This window comes from Pseudomonas sp. UV AK001, assembly GCF_046097675.1.
In the GTDB taxonomy this organism is placed as follows: Bacteria; Pseudomonadota; Gammaproteobacteria; order Pseudomonadales; family Pseudomonadaceae; genus Aquipseudomonas; species Aquipseudomonas kribbensis.
The window spans coordinates 107773-127131 of record NZ_JBJUVZ010000011.1; the positions used below are offsets into that span (position 1 = coordinate 107773).

Below are 19359 nucleotides of genomic sequence, written 5' to 3' on the forward strand. Positions count from 1 at the left end.
TTTGTAATAGACAAGCAAAAGCCGAGGAGGGCTACCCCACCTCGGCTCTGTTAGTTACTTCATCGTCGGCATGGAGAACTCAACGCCTTCGCGAATGCCCGAGGAAGGCCAGCGCTGGGTTACTGTTTTGCGGCGAGTATAGAAACGAACACCGTCTGGCCCGTAGGCATGGAGATCGCCGAACAAAGAGCGCTTCCAACCACCAAAACTGTGGTAAGCGACAGGTACCGGAAGAGGAACGTTGATCCCCACCATGCCTACCTTGATATTGTCGGAGAAGTAGCGTGCTGCTTCGCCGTCACGGGTGAAGATGCACGTGCCGTTGCCGTATTCGTGCTTATCGATCAGCGCCATAGCTTCCTTCATAGTGTTGACGCGCACTACCTGAAGCACGGGGCCGAAAATTTCTTCCTTGTAGCTCTGCATCTCTGGAGTGACGTGATCGATAAGAGTGCCACCTACGAAGAAGCCCTCCTCGTAACCAGCAACGTTTGGCTGACGCCCGTCGACGACTACCGTAGCGCCCTGCTCCTCAGCACTGTTGATATACCCAACGACCTTTTTTTGATGCTGGCGGGTAATCACTGGGCCGAAGTCATTCTTGCTGTCGGTGTAAGCGCCCACCTTCAGATTCTTCATGGCTTCTTTCATTTTGGCGATCAACGCATCGGCTGCCGCGTCGCCGACCGCAACGGCTACCGACAGCGCCATGCAACGCTCACCAGAAGAACCAAATGCAGCGCCCAGTAGTTGGTTCACCGCGTTGTCGATATCGGCATCGGGCATGACGATCGCGTGATTCTTCGCCCCTCCCAGCGCCTGGCAGCGTTTGCCGTGGGCGGTGGCAGTGGCATAGATGTACTCGGCGACCGGCGTCGAACCTACGAAACTGACCGCCTGGACGCGCGCGTCACGCAGCAGAATATCAACCGCTTCCTTGTCGCCGTTCACCACGTTCAGCACACCATTGGGCAAGCCTGCTTCCTGCAGCAGTTGGGCAATGAACAACGTAGAGCTTGGGTCGCGCTCAGAAGGCTTCAGAACAAAGCAGTTGCCCGCCGCAATGGCCACCGGAATCATCCACAGCGGAACCATCACGGGGAAGTTGAACGGTGTGATGCCTGCCACCACACCCAGTGGCTGGAACTCGTTCCAGGCATCGATATTCGGGCCGACATTCTTGCTGTGCTCACCTTTGAGAAGCTCGGCGATCCCGCAGGCATATTCGACATTTTCGATGCCACGCTGCAATTCGCCTGCAGCATCATGAGAAATTTTCCCGTGCTCTTCGCCGATCAGTTTGCAGATCGCATCAGCGTTCTGCTCCAGCAGCTCCTTGAAGCGGAACATAACGCGGGCCCGCTTGATCGGCGGTGTATCGCGCCAGGCAGGGAAAGCAGCCTCGGCGGTGGCAATGGCTTGCTCCACTGTCTGGCTCGATGCCAGCGCAACCTGGCGAGTTACCTGGCCTGTGGCTGGATTGAAGACATCTTGGGTGCGCTTGGATTCGAGAACGATTTCGCCGTTAATCAGATGGCCGACAGTATTCATGTGACACTCCACTTTTGTTATTCAAATATTGTTTTGGTGTTCGATTACCAAAGACTGCGGTAAAGCTCGACCATCTCGGCCTCGGTGGGCACGCGAGGGTTATTGCCAGGCGAACCGGACGCCAGCGCCTGAGCGGCCATGGTTGACATCAGCTCGAAGTATTTTTCACGATCGATCCCAAACTCCGCAGGCGAGGGCACATTCAGTTCATCGTTGATTGCCACCAACTCGTCCAACAGCTTTTCCACCGCCGATTGATCCGTATCGCTTTCAGTCGCAATGCCCATCGCACGTGCGCAATCTGCATACCGATCACGTGCGGCAGGGATTGAAAAGGCAGTCACTTCGGGCAGCAGCATGGCGTTGGACAAGCCATGAGGTACGTGGAATGCGGCGCCAATCGGTCGGCTCATGCCGTGCACCAAAGCAACCGATGAGGCCGAGAAAGCCAGGCCTGCCAGGGTTGATCCGAGCATGACGGCCTCTCTGGCGACACGGTCAGAGCCATCGCGATAGACCTTACGAAGGTTGGGGCCGATCAAGCGCATGGCGGCGAGCGCCTGGGCATCGCTGAACAGGTTTGCTTTTTTGCTGACGTAAGCCTCGATGGCGTGAGTCAGCGCGTCGATGCCGGTATCCGCCGTCACCCGAGCTGGCAACGAGAGGGTCAGTTCATAATCGACCAACGCGGCAACAGGCATGAAGCCTGCGCCGACGCAGAGCATTTTCTCGTCTGTCGACTCATCGGTAATGATGGTGAAACGGGTCACTTCGGAGCCGGTACCTGCCGTTGTTGGAATGGCAATGATCGGCAAGCCCATCTCGGTGACGTTGCGCGGGAATTTGTAATCGCGCATGACGCCACCGATCTTGGCCAGGATGCCAATCGCTTTTGCGCTGTCGATTGGGCTTCCGCCGCCCAGTGCGATGATGCTGTCGTACCCCCCCTCCTTGGCGGTCGACACGCCGGCCTGGATCGAAGCGACTGTGGGCTCCGGCACGGTGTCGGAGAACACGTCAACTTCAATACCGTGCTCAGCCAATACGGCGCTGATACGACCTGCGTAACCCAGCTCGACCATCATTCGGTCGGTGATGATGAGCGGTTTTTGGCAGCCGAGGCTGGCCAGAACTTGGTGAATTTGCTGGCTGGCACCGGCACCGGTTTGCAGGATACGTGGGAGAATGCTGTTGTAAGTCATGGCTCTATCTCATTTCCTGGGCATGAACGCGCCCGCGAGCTGGCTTGGGCTCGTGTTCGCTTGATCGGTGAATCGGAGTGCAAGGGGGACGCTGATGAAGCCTCCACTTGACGACCCTAAGCAGTTAGCTCGGCAGGTATTCCTCACTCCAGGACTCGCCGATTGCGCCGGCATCCAGGAGCGATTGAATCTGCACGTCGGTGTAGCCGTAGCGCCCCAGTACCTTGCGAGTCGAAGCGCCAAACTTCTCAGCGGGTGGCAACGCTCGAATACGCGCTACCCGTGGGCGAATGGCGTAAGGATCCAGCTGCGTCACCCGATGGCCACTTGGATGGTCGCGATAGATGCTGAAGGAATAGCTCCCATTCGCAGTTCCTGGCAGACCATCAGCGGGTCGACTGTATTGGCTGCGCAGGTGATCAATGTTGTCCGGTATCGCCGCAGCAATATTGGCAGCCTGCAGACGCTCTTGTAGAGTCGAACTACTCATGCGGCGGAAGGCGGCCTCCAGATAGGCAATACGATCATTGGCAAACTCCAACTCTGCAAGCTGAGTGATGGCTGCAAACTTGTGCAGCTCTGGCTCAGACGCATCCAGGTAGATCCAGCCATCCGCCGTCTTGTAGAAGCGAGAAAGATCGTTGTAGCCGACTACATCGCGCCCAGAAGGCTCATCGAATGGCGCTCGACCTTCGTAGTCGTAGCAGAACGGGATCTGCACCAGATTTCCCAGAGACGCCAGTGATGTACGAGCCCGGTAAACTTCGCCGGAGCAATATTTGCGATACAGAGCTGTTGCGACGCCCAGAGCGGCAGCAAACCCGCACATCACATCGATGGTGCCGACGTGAGCATGTTCCTCTGGGGTATCCATCCCGCCGCCGAAACGCAACATTATCCCTGTGGTGGCCTGGATAAGATCGTCATACCCCAGATAGTCAGTACGAGGGCCGCGACGTGGCCCGCCGAAGCAGTCCAGTTGGCAGAAGATCACTCCAGGATTCACTGCCTGCAGGCTCGCCTCATCCAGGCCCAGCGGTGCCAGCTGGCGATCAGGTGCGTTCATGACGATCACGTCGACTTCCCGCACCAGACGATTAAATACGTCTCGGCCTTCGGACTTGTTCAGATCAACCAGAACACTTTCCTTTCCGCGTGCCGACGACATGCCGAAGACCACGGTATTCCAGGGATCATAATTGGGCATGACCGGGTCGAGCTTGATGACGTCAGCACCGAAGCGGCCCAAGAACGATGTCGAGTGCGGCCCTGCGATAACGTTAGTCAGATCGAGGATCTTGACACCCTCCAGCCAGCCACCAGGCTTATCGAGTTTGGCAGGGGGCAATGCACGCGCAGGGCTCTCAGACAGCGTTGCCAACGCTTCTTCGAAGCTCACATCACGACGCGAAAGCGGCTTCAGCATTGGCTCGGAACAGCCTTCCAACCATGCGATTGGGCCAGGCTGCTTCATAAGGCCAAACTCGCGATCATTGACCTCAACGATCAACCCAGCAGTATTTGAGTGCTCATCATGGAGCCACTCTTGGGTAGACCTGTGCGGCGCGCCAGGGAAACGCCCTTCACCGAAGATGACTTCCCATTCGGCGGCTGTTTTGGTCAGGAATACTTCTTTCATCCTGGCCGAGATACGTGCCGCCCAATCAGCAGGCAGCGGGTAAACGCCCAAGGATGCATTTCCCTCCCACTGGTCAATCGGCAGGTAGGGGTCATCTACTTTCGGCAAGCCGGCGGCAACCATTTCTTCGTAGATGCCCATTGCCTGCAGGCAGCGCTTGGCATGCTCACGGTGCGAGGGGCACACAGCGTAGAACTTACGGCCATCAGCACATTCATAGGTGCGGTAGAACGGATCGAGGAACTCTTGCAGATCCTGGTAGCTCAGGTTCATCGGCAGGTTTTCGGCCCGACGACGCTCGCTCTCTTTTTCACGCAGTGTTTTGTAGCGCAGCGGATACCCGTCGATCTTGATCGAGTTGTACGACAGTCCTTCCATGACCGCTGATGACAAGGGGACTTCGATCTGATCGCCAATGCCATTCTTTTCACGTGCCTGCAGTGCAAGCACCACGGAAGACACAGCCAGCATGGTGCCATACGCGGACGCCAAAGGAAGTGGCGAGAAGCTGGGGTTGATGCCCATCAAAACGCGGTTCTGCCCCATATCCGTGAACACTCCGGAGGCTGAGGCAATAACCGCTTCAGTAGCCCGCCATTGCGCACGCAGATCGTCATCACTGGCAAACCCGGGGATCGACAACGTGATCAGTTCAGGACGTACACGCCGAAGCTCTCCTAAATCGAGGCCCAGCCTGGACATGACGCCAGGCCGGAAATTCTCGATGACGATGTCGGCACAGCTGATGAGTTGGCGAGCTTGCTGCAACCCCTCAGGAGTTTTCAGATCCAGGCGCATGCAAAGCTTGTTGCGGTTCAGCGTGGCATTCGCTGGGCTATCCCAGAAAGGCCCACCCAGAGGGTCGATGTGAATAACTGTCGCACCCAGATCAGCGAGAATCATCGCTACTGCAGGGCCTGCGATGTACTGCCCGAAATCGATGACATTGACGCCTTGTAAAGGCAACTGGTTGGTGTGTCCCATGACGAAAATCCTACGTAGCCCGAAGCCAGCCTGGTTTGCCGGCGCGGTTATTGTTGTTGTTAAGACTTCGCACAAACTGGCCCTTCGGACTACTGCACCGTCCAAGGGCTTGCGACCTGGCTGCTACTTTCAGAAATTAAATGCTTTCGCAAAAGCAATAAAAAATGGCCCTAAGGGGCCATTTTTTTTATTGCTTGGATCAGCTTCTTATCACTGCATGCGCTCGTCCGCGCTCTCGCTTAATCGTCCTCCACGTCGGAGAGCTCGACAGGCAGTAGCCAGTTAAATTCGCAGCCACCCACATTCGCCGGCTGATAATTAAGCCGTGCGCACGCGTCGAATGCCGCACCTCTACAGGTGATTTTTTTGTTGTAGCCATAAAAAAAATCGCCTCAATGGGCCATATTTTATTGCTTTTACCTTCGTTTTTTTTTGCCGAGAGTAAGGCCTTGATCGACCGCATGGTCGCTCACGTTCTCGATGTGTAACGCATTCGAGACGATTACCCACAAAAACAAAAATGAGGGGTATCACATATGAAAAGCGCAACACTACTTTTGCTCTCAAGCATCGCTTCTTGCAGCGCATTCGCACAAGAATCTCTTACCGTTGTGTCATATGGCGGTAACTTGACCAACGCCCAAATCCAATCCGCTCACAAGCCGTTCACCGCTGCCACGGGCATTAAGGTGATTTCCGAGGATTACTCTGGTGGTACCGCCCAAATCAAGACTCAAGTTGACAGTAAAAAGGTCACTTGGGATGTGGTCGACGCTGAGATACCGAACGTAATTCGGGCCTGCAATAATGGTTTACTTGAACGTATCGATCCCGCAACCCTAGCTCCTGCACCGGACGGGACACCCGCAGTGAAAGATTTTCTGCCAGGTGCCCTAACGGAGTGCGGTGTGGCCAGCTACATCTGGTCGACGGTTGTGGCCTATAACACTAAAGCATTCAAGGGTGACCAGCCGCGTACCCTCCAAGACTTCTTCGACACTAAGCGCTTCCCCGGCAAGCGGGCGCTGCGCAAGGCACCTCAAGTCAATCTGGAATGGGCATTGATGGCTGACGGTGTGCCTCGCGAGGAAGTGTACGACCTGCTGGGGACTGAAGAAGGTCTGGAGCGCGCCTTTTCAAAGCTCGACACCATCAAAAAAGACACCATTTGGTGGGAAGCCGGGGCACAGGCCCCACAGCTGCTGGCCGACGGTGAAGTCAGCATGATCTCAGCTTATAGTGGGCGAATCGTGATCGCCCAACAGAAAGAACAACAACCCTTCAAGATCCTCTGGGATGGCCAGATGTACGACATGGAGGCCTGGGTAGTTCCTGCCGGCGGCCCAAAGAAAGACCAGGCCTTGGCATTCCTGAAGTTCGCCACTCAAAGTACGGTTCTTGCCGATCAGAGCAATTACATCGCCTATGGGCCAACCCGGCGTTCAGCTCAGGCATTGGTCGACCCAAAAGTCAGAGCTGACCTGCCCACCAGCCCGGAAAATTTTGCTACCGCGTTGCAAGTTGACTCTCAGTGGTGGAGTGATCATTCAGATGAGTTGAACGAGCGCTTCAACGCCTGGCTCTCCAAGTAAAGCACACACGCATTTCCGACGCTGCCAGCAATACACCTGATGTATCCATTGATGGGTGCGGACGACGTTTCGTGTCCGGCCCTGCTACGCCCATAACAAGAGAGATCCCCCATGCGTACTGAATCTTTTGTAAGTTTTCGAAATGTGCAGAAGAGTTATGACGGCGAACATCTCGTCGTCAAGAACTTCAACCTCGAAATCGAACAAGGAGAGTTCGTCACAATGCTTGGCCCTTCGGGCTCAGGCAAAACCACCTGCCTAATGATGTTGGCTGGGTTCGAGACGGTGACTCATGGGCAGATCTGCATTGACGGACAGCCGGTCAACGATATCTCCCCGCAAAAACGTGGCATAGGCATGGTGTTCCAGAACTACGCCCTATTCCCCCACATGACTATCGAAGAGAATCTCGCCTTCCCGCTCAAGGTGCGCAAAATGTCCCGGCAAGACATCGAAGACCGCGTGAGGAAGTCGCTGGATCTGGTGGCCCTGGGGCCTTTTGCCAAGCGAATGCCCGCTCAGTTATCGGGTGGTCAGAAACAGCGAGTAGCGCTGGCCCGTGCGTTGATTTTCGAGCCGCGCCTGGTGCTGATGGATGAACCACTGGGTGCTCTGGACAAGCAACTACGTGAACAAATGCAATACGAGATCAAACGCCTGTCGAAACAGCTCGGTATCACCGTGGTGTACGTTACTCACGATCAAACCGAAGCGCTGACAATGTCGGATCGCATCGCCGTGTTCAACGATGGCATTGTCCAGCAACTGGCCAATCCATCAGACCTTTACGAGAAACCCCAGACCGCTTTTGTCGCGAGCTTTATAGGTGAGAACAATCGGCTGATGGGGCAGATTGTCGAGCGTCATCAAGACTACTGCCAGGTTCAGGTTGGTAAACATCGGGTCAAGGCGCTTGCCGTCAACATCGCCGCAGCCAGCGCGAATACCACCTTATCGATTCGTCCCGAACGCGTTCAGATAGGTGCCCGCGCAGGAGAGTACGACAACCATATGCCCGCCCGCATCGAAGAGATCATTTACCACGGTGATCATTTGCGTGCGCGCTTGAAGCTGGCAGGCCATGACGAATTCATCGTCAAGATGGTCAACACCGCGGGACACGCGGCACCCCAGGCCGGTACTTGCATTGATGTAGGTTGGTCGGCTGATGACTGTCGAGCGCTGGATGCTTGAAGCCCTTAAACGACTTTACAGCTATTCCGGAGTACGCCGATGAACACATATACCGAAAGCCCAATGCTCGACAGTGCCCAGCCCCAAGAAAACCTCAAAGGAAAACTTGATCGAGCGGAGCGCCTAAACAAGACCAAGTCATTGTTATTGGTCATGCCATTACTAGCATTTATCACGGTATTTTTCTTAATGCCGATTGGCGCCATGTTGCTGCGAAGTGTGCAAACCCCAGCCCTTTCTACAGGGATGCCACTAACGGCTGCCGCTTTGATCAATTGGGAGGGGGTAGAACTGCCAGACGAGCAAGTTTTCGCTGTAGTTGGACACGAGCTTCTCACCCTACAGGAGCATCGACAGCTGGACAGTGTCGGCTCTGATCTCAATAGAGTCATGAGCGACGCAAAGAGCCTGCTTGCTCGTACAGCGCGAGGCTTGGCTAGTGAAACTGTCGAACCGGGATCGTTCAAAACCAAGATGATCAGTAGCGATAAACGATGGGGCCAAGTTGGTATCTGGATGCAGCTGAAGAGACTGGCGCCCGCCTATTCCGCCTCAAACTACGTTGCGGCGCTTGACTTGCGTTACGACGATCAAGGCAACGTAGTTAAACAACCTGAAAGCCGGCGTATCTACGTCAGCATCCTGATCAAGACGTTGCTGGTTGCATTGGGTATAACGGGGCTGTGCATGCTCTTGGGATATCCGCTGGCATACATGCTGGCAACCCTTCCTGCGAAAACCAGCAACCTGTTGATGGTCATGGTGCTATTGCCGTTCTGGACATCACTGTTGGTACGTACCAGCGCCTGGATGGTAATACTACAGTCCAACGGCGTGCTCAACAGCACATTGACCAGCATTGGGTTGATTAACCAGCCGCTTGAGCTGATGTACAACATGTTCGGAACAGTGATTGCAATGACCCACATCCTGTTGCCATTCATGGTATTGCCGATGTACAGCGTCATGAAAAGTATTGACGCCACCTACGCGCGCGCGGCGCACTCCATGGGTGCCAGTTCGTTCCGTACCTTCCTGCAGATCTATTTCCCTCTGTCATTACCAGGCTTGAGTGCGGGAGGAATCTTGGTTTTCATTCTGGCCACTGGTTATTACATCACTCCGGCACTGGTGGGAGGCCGCACGGGCCAGGTCATCAGCAACTTTATTGCCTATCACATGCAAACTTCCCTTAACTGGGGACTGGCTGCAGCCATCGCCTGTATCCTGCTGCTGATTGTCTTGGTGCTTTACTGGATATATGACCGAGTCGTTGGCATCAACAACATGAAACTGGGGTAATCGAGATGAGTCTTCCAAGCTATACAAGCCCACTGGGCAGAGTCTGGTTCTTCAGTGTTCGTGGCTTCGGTGTTTTGGTATTGATGTTTTTAATCCTGCCAATATTGGTCGTTGTGCCGCTGTCGTTCAATGTGGAGCCCTACTTCAGCTTTACCAGCGGAATGCTCAGTCTTGACCCTACGGCCTTCTCAATGCGTTGGTACCACATGCTTCTTGAAGACCCGCTGTGGCTATTATCGTTCAAGAACAGCCTAGTGATTGCATTCTGCGCCACCGTAATCGCAACAACACTTGGAACACTAGCAGCACTAGGCCTATGCCGCGCGAATCTACCGTGCAAAGGACTGCTGATGGGCACGCTGATATCACCGATGATTGTGCCAGTAATAATCTCTTCGGCGGGCATGTACTTCTTTTACAGCACACTGGGCATAGGGCAAAGCCATATTGGAATCATTCTGGGTCACGCTGTACTCGGCACTCCATTTGTCATAATTACGGTGACAGCGACGCTGGTAGGATTCGATCATTCATTGACTCGGGCAGCATCGAGTCTTGGGGCATCTTCAACCTATACTTTTTTTCGTGTGACCTTCCCTATCATTCGCCCAGGGATCATGTCCGGGGCACTCTTCGCGATGGTGACCTCATTTGACGAAGCTGTCCTGGTGCAGTTTCTTGGAGGTGTCGAACAACGAACCATACCGCGACAAATGTGGTCGGGCATGCGTGAGCAGATAAGCCCAACGATTCTAGCTGCAGCCACACTACTAATACTCGGCTCGGTAGCATTGTTGGTAGCGGTCGAGCTTATGCGTCGACGGTCGCTTCGTCTACGCGGCATCAAAGAGTGAACAACTATAGATGCAATGGCATAGGAACCAAAAAATGATTGCAGTAATTTGAGACTTTCGTAAAAGTAATGAAAATGGCCCTGATGGGCCATTTTTAATGCTTCAGATGCTTTTAATCACTACTCGCTCTCGTCCATACTTTCGCAGGACAGAACTCTGAATGACTTCGCCTCATCACATAGCCACTGTGCGAATGCAGCCGCAACAGGGTTAACCAAGCTATGCGACGAGTAAGTCAGATAGAACGCCTCCTTAGTTGGAACGCAGCCACCAAAGGGTGCTACAAGCCTGCCTTCATCCAGTAAGTGCTTGACCAGGGAAGACCTACCCAGTGCAATGCCTTGCCCCAACTCGGCCACCGCCAGCGCCGAAATCAGAGTGTCAAATTGCACTCCCTGTGAAGAGTCGACGGTTTCAGCGTTATTTTTTTGAAGCCAATATCCCCACCCCTCCTCGTATCCAAGGACGTGCAGCAACTGGTGCTTCGCAAGGTCTCGAGGGTGCTGCAGCGGATGCTCATCGGTGATGAGTGCAGGAGAGCAAACCGGTACCAGCGTATCCCACGTCAAGCGCTCGGACTTCATACCTGGCCATCGTCCTTGTCCATACCTGATCTCCAGGTCGGCATCAAATTCTGAGTCGTCGACCCAAATATTGCTTGCAATCCGTAAATTGACGCTAGGGTGCAGGGCCTGAAACCGAGGCAACCTAGGTGCAATCCAGTGGGTGAAAAAGACCAGGCTACTGCGAATGATCAATGCGCTTCGGTGACCTTGCCCAAAGATTTCGTCAGTGGAGGCTGCCAGCCGCTCAACTGACTCTCTCACCACAGGAAAGTAAGACTTCCCTGCTTCGGTGAGCTCAAGCCCTCGCGCAAGGCGCTTGAACAGAGCAATTCCCAACTGGGACTCCAAGGCTTTGACCTGCTGGCTGACCGCTGCTTGCGTGAGGTTTAGCTCCTCCGCTGCATGCGTGAAATTCAGCAGTCGGGCAGAAACCTCGAAAGCACGTAGCCAGTTCAAGGGAGGTAAACGCTTTTTCATAACGCACCTGCATCCAACGCTAGGTTGATTTGGGATCAAATCTCACACTGGTTGACATTAGATACGATCGGTCTAAATTACAACGAATGAATAGCTCCAAGACTGTCTCTCGAAGAGGCCGCCCCCCAAAAGTCCCACGCGCGCATGGCGAAACGCTGGAGTTGCTCCTGCGCTGCGGAATGGAGATCTTCACCGAACAGGGCTTCGCCGCCACCGGTATCGACACCGTTCTCAAGCGCGTCCAAGTACCCAAAGGCTCGTTCTATCACTACTTTGAAAGCAAAGAAGCTTTCGGCCAAGCTGTGCTGGAGCGCTATGCAGACTACTTTGCTCGAAAGCTGGATCGCTGTTTAAGCGATCTGAGCGTGCCACCTCTTCGAAGGCTGTCCAACTTCGTTGAAGAGGCAAAACTCGGGATGGCCAGGTACCAGTTCCGAAGGGGATGCCTTGTGGGCAACCTTGGGCAAGAGGTGCTGGTGCTTCCAGACAGCTTCCGTGAACAACTTGAACTGACTCTGCAGGATTGGGAGCAGCGCTTATCTATCTGCCTGGCGGAGGCGGTCGAGCTGGGAGAGCTATCTTCCGGCCATGACTGCAGAGCCCTCGCGGGCTTCTTTTGGGTTGGCTGGGAGGGCGCAATTCTACGAGCTCGCCTTGTACAACATGTACGTCCCCTCGACATATTTTTCCAAGGCTTTCTGGCGGGAATTACTAAGTGATTCCTTACGACAATTTAAAGACGATCGGTCTAAATAAGGAGTAGCAATGTTCAAAGGCATCCTGATCGAGAAGCAGGAAGACAGGTATTTGGCTCACCTCACTGAGTTGAAGGATGAGCAGCTGCCAAGTGGGAATGTGACGGTGAAAGTCGCCTACAGCACCTTGAACTACAAGGATGCTCTGGCTATCACCGGCAGAGGGCCGGTTGTTCGCAGCTTTCCGATGGTGCCGGGCATCGACCTCGCAGGCACCGTCGAGTCGAGTAATGATCCGCGCTACAAGCTGGGTGATCGAGTTCTTCTAAATGGCTGGGGTGTGGGTGAAAGCCATTGGGGTGGGCTTGCGCAAAAGGCAAGATTGAACGGCGACTGGCTCATCCCCCACCCCGAGCGCCTGAGCGAACGTCAAACCATGGCCGTCGGCACTGCCGGATACACCGCCATGCTTTGCGTGATGGCGTTGGAACGTCATGGACTGAAGCCGGCCCATGGCCCCGTGCTGGTGACTGGCGCCACTGGTGGTGTCGGTAGTTTCGCAATCAGCCTTCTGGCAGGTGCTGGGTACACCGTCACTGCCGCTACAGGAAAATCCAGCGAAGAGGCGTATCTGAAGAGCCTGGGGGCGACGACGATCATTGATCGTGCCGAGCTGTCTGTCCCAGGGCGGCCTTTGGCGAAAGAGAAATGGGCTGCAGTAATCGACTCAGTCGGTAGCCACACCTTGGCCAATGCCTGCGCAAGCACGATGTCTGAAGGCCTAGTGGCCGCATGTGGGTTGGCTCAGGGAATGGATTTCCCTGCAACCGTTGCCCCTTTCATTCTGCGAGGGGTAAGCCTACTTGGCATCAACAGTGTTACTCAGCCATTTGAGCAACGAGTGGATGCTTGGGAGCGTCTGACTAATCAACTCGACCTAGATGCGTTATCTTTGATGACCAAGGAGATTGGCCTTGAGGCGAGTATTCCAACTGCTGTCGACTTGATGGACGGGAAGATTCGTGGCCGATTGATTGTCGACGTAAACCGCTAGGTCGGCTGCCTCACACTCGCCAAGCTCCCCTGCTTTTGGTTGACTGAGGGCAGCTTGGCGAAATCGCCGCCGTACTACAGCCTGCTTCAGAACTACCTAGAGGCTTCGACGGACGCCCACCAATGACTCCCTTGCGCCTTTGCAGCCAACATTTTAGAAATATAATCCAGCAAAATCGTCAACCTAGCGGGTAGAGTTTCTTTGGAATTTACAACGGCATAGATACTCGGCACTAGCCTATCTGGAGCTGGGTGGGAAAGTGAAATTAAACGACCATCCGCAATGTCTTGCGCAATCAGGTAGTCCGGAAGCAGTGCAATTCCATGACCCGCCAGGCAAGCAGTATGAATAGCCTCGACACTATTGCACGTGAATCGACTTGGCGCTTGAGCTCGTAATGATGGCTCAGTTATTTCAGCCAGTTCATTCATTTCCGTATCAAAATTCAATTTCAGTCTGACATGTTTAACCAGATCAGAACCCACCACTGGTTTACCATGCACATCAAGGTAAACAGGTGATGCACATAAAGTGCGTGGGCTCTCTCCAAGTTTAACGCAAGAGAGTTCCGTCACGGGCATGTGTCCAATTCGAATAGCCATATCAATCCGATCTTGTTTCAGATCGACAAACTCGTCAGTGAGCACCAAGTCGATTTTTATTTCTGGGTAGCGATCCAAAAAACCAATCAAAGCTGGAGTTACGAAATGGCGTCCAAATACATTGGATGCTGAAACTCTTATACTCCCTCGCGGCACCTCAGAGTCAGATGACACTACTCGTTCCAGGGTTTGAATTTTGTCAAGTATTACTCGAGCCTCACGGACGTAGATCGCACCAACTTCAGTGAGCTGCATAAATCTCGTGGTTCTAGTTAGCAGTTGAATGCCTAACCTTTCTTCAAGCCGCTGAATTCTCTTGCTGATGGCAGAGTGAGTAATGTTAAGCGACCGCGCAGCCGGTGAGAACCCCCCTGCGTCCACTACCGCAACCAGTATGGCCATATCGCTGTGCTTATCCATGCGCCGCCTCTTGTTCCATTTTGGAACAACTGATTGTAAAAATATAGGAATTCCATTTGTGATTCAACCATAGGAACATCATCAATACTCATGAACGTCCGTTACACCACAGCGAAGCGACCGATATGAATACCATACCAAATTGTCAAAGCCTCGAAGTGATCAATTCACCGGCTGAAAGTTCCAAACGGAATCTCATGTCTGACCTTCGATACTATGACAACCCAAATAACTTGGTAGCAGCTGTGATGGAAGATATTCAGGTTACTTTAACTTGGAATCATGGAGGCTTGAGCCATTTTCACCATGGTTGGCTGAGGGAAAACTGCCCAAGCCCCGAATCTCCACACCCTTCTTCTATGGAGCGTTTGATTCAGCCCTCTGACATTTCGCTCACTATCAAGCCTGAGCAAGTAGAATTGAGCGGAGACGGCTTTCTAGTGGTGGCCTGGCCGTTACTCGATGGCAAGACAGAGCAACATAAGAGTACATTTCATCCAGGATGGCTGCAAAGCCATTGCTACTCTTCGGATAAGCGAAGCCCTCCCTCCCATACTTTTAAAGATAAGCCCAAAGCTGAAGCCATCTACGAATGGAATGACATAATGGAGTGCGACTCTGCCCTACTTGAGTGTCTTACCAAACTGGCTGGTCAAACAGCACCTCTGCGCCTCTTGATCCACCCTACTCCCGCATGAGCGATATGCGTAAGGCGATAAAGCTATTTGTCGAATTACTGGAGCACCCACAGAATCTCCTTACAAAAAACTCGTCGCAGGGGGAATGATTGTCTTCAACAACTGCCGAATTCTTCACGGTCGAAATGCTTTCAACGTCACAGAAGGAGAACGGCACCTACAAGGTTGCTACCTGGAGACGTCCGAACTCAAGAATCGACTAGCAGTTCTTTCTCGAAACTGCCGCTGATCTAAACGTCGTTCTCGACATCGCAGGGGACTATGGTTCACTTTATCCAGTGCTTATATCCAGGAGCAGCATTATGAAAAGTTTTACGTCTCCAATTGGGATCGCTGCAGCGCTCTTTGCAGCATTCACTTGGTCATTGAATTTCCTAGCACCGATGGTCGTCGGCAGTTATTCAATCTACGACCTGGCCGCTTGCAGATTCTTGATCTCATCATTACTTGGATTTGGGATAATCTTAATTAACTACTCTGCCTGTAAAGGCCTTACACTAAATGACTGGCTAACGACTTGCTGGCTGGGATTTATTGGTTATGTTGGATACTTTCTTGCAATAGTTGTGGCCGCTAAATACGCAGGCCCAGTAATCGCACCTGCTTTTTTAGGTCTCGTACCCGTAGTTCTAGCTATTGCAGGAAACTTTCGTGGTGGGGTTCCGTGGAGACACCTGCGCGCACCACTGACGATGGCGTTGATAGGTCTTATACTTGTCAACTTCCAAGAGCTTTTAAATGCCCACAAATCCTTTTCTCTGTCGTTGACAGTGGGTATTATCGCCGCCATTGCAGCAGTCGCCCTTTGGACTTGGTTTGGCCTCGCTAACCAAAAAGCTCTGGCTCAGCGCCCCAGCATAAACTCCTGGGTTTGGACGGGAATGATGATGATAGGCGGAGGCATCCAAACCGTGATTGTCCTGCCTGTTCCCGTAAATTCAGGGCTATTCAAGGCCGACGCTGTTGGCCTCGCTCTAAACACGTACTCCGTGCACCACCTGTATCTCCCAGCTTTGCTGCTTGCGATAGTGGCATCTATGGGCGGAGCATGGGCATGGACGATTGCCTCAAAGCGCCTGCCGATCAGTCTCGCTAGCCAGCTACTGTCAATGGAGATGGTTTTTGCGACCGGCTTGGGGTTGCTGGTATCTGCACGCTGGCCTACTGCTTATGAAGCTTTTGGCATCATACTTATAGTACTTGGGGTCGTGAAAGTTATCTCGGTGTTTAACCAAGCCTCCGCGATAGAAACAGAACCGAGAATGTTAAATGTCAGGGGGATACCTCCCGAGCGGAGCTCTTTGTAGTCGACGCTTCAGACTGAGATGAAATTGAAGCACTGATGAAAGGCCAATTTCATCCACACCATTATTTTTCTGTCAGAATCTCCAGACAGAGCTTAGCAAATTGAATTACATGCTCCAATATCAATATGGCTTCTGCCAAGTTCTTTTTTGAAGTGGACGATAGTGATTGAAGTTGAAGACTTAAGGCTATCAAACTGATCCGAGACCAAATAAATAGCCATCAACCTTGGCTTCGTCATCGATAGCACTATTGATCTGAATAGCCATCTGGAAACGTAAAAAAGTTGGCCTAGTTTGGCTGGTTACCCACCACGGAGGGATCGACGATACCAAGAGTGTAGCGTCCATTATTAAGGAAATGCTCGGCTGACTAAGTGAGCCGGGCCTATTGGCCCTAAGGAGCGTACTCTTCTCTCTAGGTCATCATCAAACCCCTGCTACGCTTTGGTCTTGATCAGAACGGAGTCGAGTCATGGCCGAGCAATATTCCCTTCCCGACGTACTGGCAAGAATGTACGAAAACCAATTAGCAATCGAAGCGGCACTGATGGAGCTCGTCTTGCTGGAGGAGCAGCGCGGGTCATCTGAGGCCTGCGACAATGCACGTGTTGCACTGGAAAAGATTGGGGAGAATGCGATATCAAGCAAGGAATTGCTAGATTGGGAGGAGATCCAGGGACGTCGTTTTTTTGATCTTCACGCGTTAAGCGGGCATCGTCGCCTCCTATATACGCTCACTCAGGCCCAACGCTAGGGACTATCACCGCGCTATGCCCACTGAACTTTTATCTAACGAGCACCACGTAAGAAGCTATCAACTCATGGAAAGTGAGCTCGCGAAAAGCTATACAGATCGCTAAAGTCGTACAACCTATCTTTGACCTGCGCCCACCATGACTCCCTCAGAGCGACTGATTACCTGGCACAAAACTTGGCGTCTCACAGGAGGTGTTATCGCTTGCAGATCATGCAGGATGGTGCAGGCTGAGTTCGATAGAGGTAAAGATTTTCCTCACAATCCGAAATGCTCCTCAACTCTTGCTGGGCAACGTCCTTGGGACGAGTTGGATGACATCCGCCCTGCCATCATCCCTCTCAATTGAGCTGAAATGTCTTATTAGAAGCTGTCACAAAACTCCGAACTGCGGAGGCATCAAAGCTTTATTTCTTTGCTAGCGAATCAAATGGACTCTGACTGATGAATGCAACTCGACGTTTGTGTCTCGTCTTGGGCGATCAATTATCTTTCGACCTCGCCTCACTGCAGAATCTGCATAAGGAGCGCGATACAGTGCTGCTTGTCGAGGTAATGGAAGAAGCCAGTCATGTTCCCCATCATCCGCAAAAAATCACCCTGATCTTCAGTGCAATGCGCCACTTCGCCGAGGCCTTGCGGCAGAGAGGCGTCAAGGTGCAGTACGTAACGCTCGATGATCCAGAAAATACCGGATCCGTGCCGAGCGAGTTGCACCGCTGGCACTCACGTCTACAGCCGGATGAACTGCACATCACGGAGTGCGGTGACTGGCGACAGGAGCATTCGCTCAGGGACTGTGGCCTGGCGATCCACTGGCATTGCGATAATCGCTTTCTTTGCTCACGTGCCGAGTTCGCTCAATGGGCGCAGGGCAAAAAACAGCTGCGTATGGAGTTCTTTTATCGAGAGATGCGCCGCAAGAGCAGGTTGTTGCTCAATGGCGACGGCAGCCCGGTCGGAGGCGCCTGGAATTTTGATGCGGAAAACCGCAAAGTCTTGCCCAAGGGTGTCAGGCCGCCTTCGCCAGCCCGTTTTACGCCAGATGCAATCACCCGTGAGGTGCTTGCGTTAGTTTCCAAAAACTTCTCCAGTCACTATGGCGCCCTCGACACGTTCGACTATCCGGTAACCCACGCCGAAGCGCAGGCCCTGTGGGAGTACTTTCTCGATTGGGGGCTGGCAGCCTTCGGCGACTATCAAGACGCCATGGCCAGCGATGAGCCCTTCCTGTTCCATGCCCGTATAAGCGCCGCGCTCAATATTGGCCTACTCGATCTCCGCCAGTTATGTAGCGATGTAGAGTCCGCGTATTGGTCGGGCAACATTGCACTCAACGCCGCCGAGGGCTTTATTCGACAACTGATCGGCTGGCGTGAGTACGTCCGAGGTGTCTACTGGCTGAAGATGCCTGACTATGCCCACGGAAATGCCTTTGGTAACACGCGATCGCTTCCTGAATTCTACTGGACGGGTAAAACGCGGATGAACTGCATGCGCCAGGCTATCGGCCAAAGCCTGAAACATGCCTATGCGCACCACATCCAACGACTGATGGTGACCGGCAACTTCGCATTGCTCGCCGGTATCGCACCAAGTGAAATATGTGAGTGGTATCTGGCTATCTACATGGACGCCTTCGACTGGGTGGAACTACCCAATACGCTGGGCATGGTCATGCACGCCGATGGCGGCTATCTAGGTTCCAAACCCTATTGTGCGAGCGGCCAATACATCAAGCGCATGTCCGACTATTGCCGTGGCTGCGCCTACAAAGTGAGCGAAAGCACTACAGACGATGCTTGCCCTTTCAACTCGCTTTACTGGCACTTTCTAATGCGTCACGGTGACCGACTGCGTGGCAATCAACGCATGAGCATGATCTACAAAAACCTCGACCGCATGCCTGAATCCAAACAACAGGCGCTTTGGCAACGCGGCGAGTGGTTGCTCAACCGATTGGACGAGGGTGAGTCGCTGTGAAAAAAAGTGAGCTGCCCGTCAAAACCTGCGCGACCTGCGACCTTCCATTCACATGGAGGAAGAAATGGGCTCGCTGCTGGGAGGACGTGCGCTATTGCTCCGAGCGTTGTCGGCGCAGTAAACGTTGATTACATGCGAGTCATAACTGGCGCCTTTGTACTGAACCCAAGATTATTTTGGTCAGACACCAATCGACGGTAGTTAAGCCATCCTCAGTCTTACACTGCCTCAACTCGCGATGGTTATGTGCAGTTAAGCTCTCGCTAAGTACATGCGAGGCGACAACAGAGGTGCTATTCGCCACCTACTCCTGTTGAAACGTTATTCCACAAGAGTATTAACTACACCATTTGAAGATAATCATCTCAAATACGGCATAATGCCATTATTCAATACCCCTCCCCGACCCGGTATCCTTCGCACCTCAGTAATGACAGGGAATACAGGAAATTCAGCTTGGCTCTTGGGACTTGTCCCACAGCCAG

At 53.1% G+C, this 19359-nt stretch carries 16 protein-coding genes; 11 read left to right on the forward strand and 5 right to left on the reverse strand.

What is annotated here, in order from left to right:
- Nucleotides 1–54: 54 nt before the first annotated feature.
- The 3 genes from ACKLNA_RS25275 to ACKLNA_RS25285 form a co-directional block, all read right to left on the reverse strand.
- Nucleotides 55–1551, reverse strand: coding sequence for a CoA-acylating methylmalonate-semialdehyde dehydrogenase (locus ACKLNA_RS25275; RefSeq protein ID WP_408987438.1), 1497 nt, complete (start codon nucleotides 1549–1551; stop codon nucleotides 55–57).
- Between the two features lie 44 nt (nucleotides 1552–1595).
- Nucleotides 1596–2753, reverse strand: a complete 1158-nt coding sequence (locus ACKLNA_RS25280) for an iron-containing alcohol dehydrogenase (protein WP_408987439.1) — start codon at nucleotides 2751–2753, stop codon at nucleotides 1596–1598.
- Between the two features lie 124 nt (nucleotides 2754–2877).
- Nucleotides 2878–5376: a CoA transferase gene (locus ACKLNA_RS25285; protein ID WP_408987440.1), complete on the reverse strand. Its 2499-nt coding sequence runs from the start codon at nucleotides 5374–5376 to the stop codon at nucleotides 2878–2880.
- A 536-nt stretch (nucleotides 5377–5912) separates the two neighbouring features.
- Here ACKLNA_RS25285 and ACKLNA_RS25290 point away from each other — a divergent pair.
- The 4 genes from ACKLNA_RS25290 (at nucleotide 5913) to ACKLNA_RS25305 (ending at nucleotide 10318) form a co-directional block, all read left to right on the forward strand.
- Complete coding sequence (locus ACKLNA_RS25290; protein ID WP_408987441.1) at nucleotides 5913–6968, forward strand: ABC transporter substrate-binding protein; 1056 nt, start codon at nucleotides 5913–5915, stop codon at nucleotides 6966–6968.
- A 111-nt stretch (nucleotides 6969–7079) separates the two neighbouring features.
- Nucleotides 7080–8162 (forward strand): ABC transporter ATP-binding protein, encoded by a 1083-nt coding sequence (locus tag ACKLNA_RS25295; protein WP_408987442.1) that lies wholly within the window; start codon nucleotides 7080–7082, stop codon nucleotides 8160–8162.
- A 39-nt stretch (nucleotides 8163–8201) separates the two neighbouring features.
- Nucleotides 8202–9464, forward strand: a complete 1263-nt coding sequence (locus ACKLNA_RS25300) for an ABC transporter permease (RefSeq protein WP_408987443.1) — start codon at nucleotides 8202–8204, stop codon at nucleotides 9462–9464.
- 5 nt (nucleotides 9465–9469) lie between these two features.
- A complete protein-coding gene (locus tag ACKLNA_RS25305; protein ID WP_408987444.1) occupies nucleotides 9470–10318 on the forward strand; it encodes an ABC transporter permease in 849 nt (282 codons plus the stop codon).
- A gap of 119 nt (nucleotides 10319–10437) precedes the next feature.
- On the opposite strand, the gene gcvA is transcribed toward ACKLNA_RS25305, so the two are convergent.
- A complete protein-coding gene (gene gcvA, locus ACKLNA_RS25310; RefSeq protein WP_408987445.1) occupies nucleotides 10438–11361 on the reverse strand; it encodes a transcriptional regulator GcvA in 924 nt (307 codons plus the stop codon).
- Nucleotides 11362–11540: 179 nt separating this feature from the next.
- On the opposite strand from gcvA, the gene ACKLNA_RS25315 reads away from it, so the two are divergent.
- Both ACKLNA_RS25315 and ACKLNA_RS25320 read left to right on the forward strand, forming a co-directional pair.
- On the forward strand, nucleotides 11541–12080 hold the full coding sequence (locus ACKLNA_RS25315) for a TetR/AcrR family transcriptional regulator (RefSeq protein WP_408987446.1): 540 nt from the start codon (nucleotides 11541–11543) through the stop codon (nucleotides 12078–12080).
- Between the two features lie 46 nt (nucleotides 12081–12126).
- A complete protein-coding gene (locus ACKLNA_RS25320) occupies nucleotides 12127–13110 on the forward strand; it encodes an MDR family oxidoreductase (RefSeq protein WP_408987447.1) in 984 nt (327 codons plus the stop codon).
- A 92-nt stretch (nucleotides 13111–13202) separates the two neighbouring features.
- Here the strand turns inward: ACKLNA_RS25320 and ACKLNA_RS25325 are convergent, their stop codons facing one another.
- Nucleotides 13203–14132 carry a LysR family transcriptional regulator gene (locus tag ACKLNA_RS25325; protein ID WP_408987448.1) on the reverse strand — a complete coding sequence of 310 codons (930 nt, stop codon included), beginning with the start codon at nucleotides 14130–14132 and terminating at the stop codon, nucleotides 13203–13205.
- A 125-nt stretch (nucleotides 14133–14257) separates the two neighbouring features.
- Here ACKLNA_RS25325 and ACKLNA_RS25330 point away from each other — a divergent pair, with 125 nt between their 5' ends.
- From ACKLNA_RS25330 to ACKLNA_RS25350, 5 genes are all read left to right on the forward strand, one after another.
- Complete coding sequence (locus ACKLNA_RS25330; RefSeq protein WP_408987449.1) at nucleotides 14258–14830, forward strand: gamma-butyrobetaine hydroxylase-like domain-containing protein; 573 nt, start codon at nucleotides 14258–14260, stop codon at nucleotides 14828–14830.
- Nucleotides 14831–15132: 302 nt separating this feature from the next.
- A complete protein-coding gene (locus ACKLNA_RS25335; protein ID WP_408987450.1) occupies nucleotides 15133–16137 on the forward strand; it encodes a DMT family transporter in 1005 nt (334 codons plus the stop codon).
- A 472-nt stretch (nucleotides 16138–16609) separates the two neighbouring features.
- Complete coding sequence (locus ACKLNA_RS25340) at nucleotides 16610–16891, forward strand: hypothetical protein (RefSeq protein ID WP_408987451.1); 282 nt, start codon at nucleotides 16610–16612, stop codon at nucleotides 16889–16891.
- A gap of 444 nt (nucleotides 16892–17335) precedes the next feature.
- Nucleotides 17336–18874 (forward strand): cryptochrome/photolyase family protein, encoded by a 1539-nt coding sequence (locus tag ACKLNA_RS25345; RefSeq protein ID WP_408987452.1) that lies wholly within the window; start codon nucleotides 17336–17338, stop codon nucleotides 18872–18874.
- Entirely contained in the window at nucleotides 18871–19002 is a 132-nt protein-coding gene (locus tag ACKLNA_RS25350) for a DUF2256 domain-containing protein (protein ID WP_408987453.1), read from the forward strand. Before ACKLNA_RS25345 ends, ACKLNA_RS25350 begins: the two co-directional genes overlap by 4 nt.
- The last annotated feature ends 357 nt before the right edge of the window (nucleotides 19003–19359 follow it).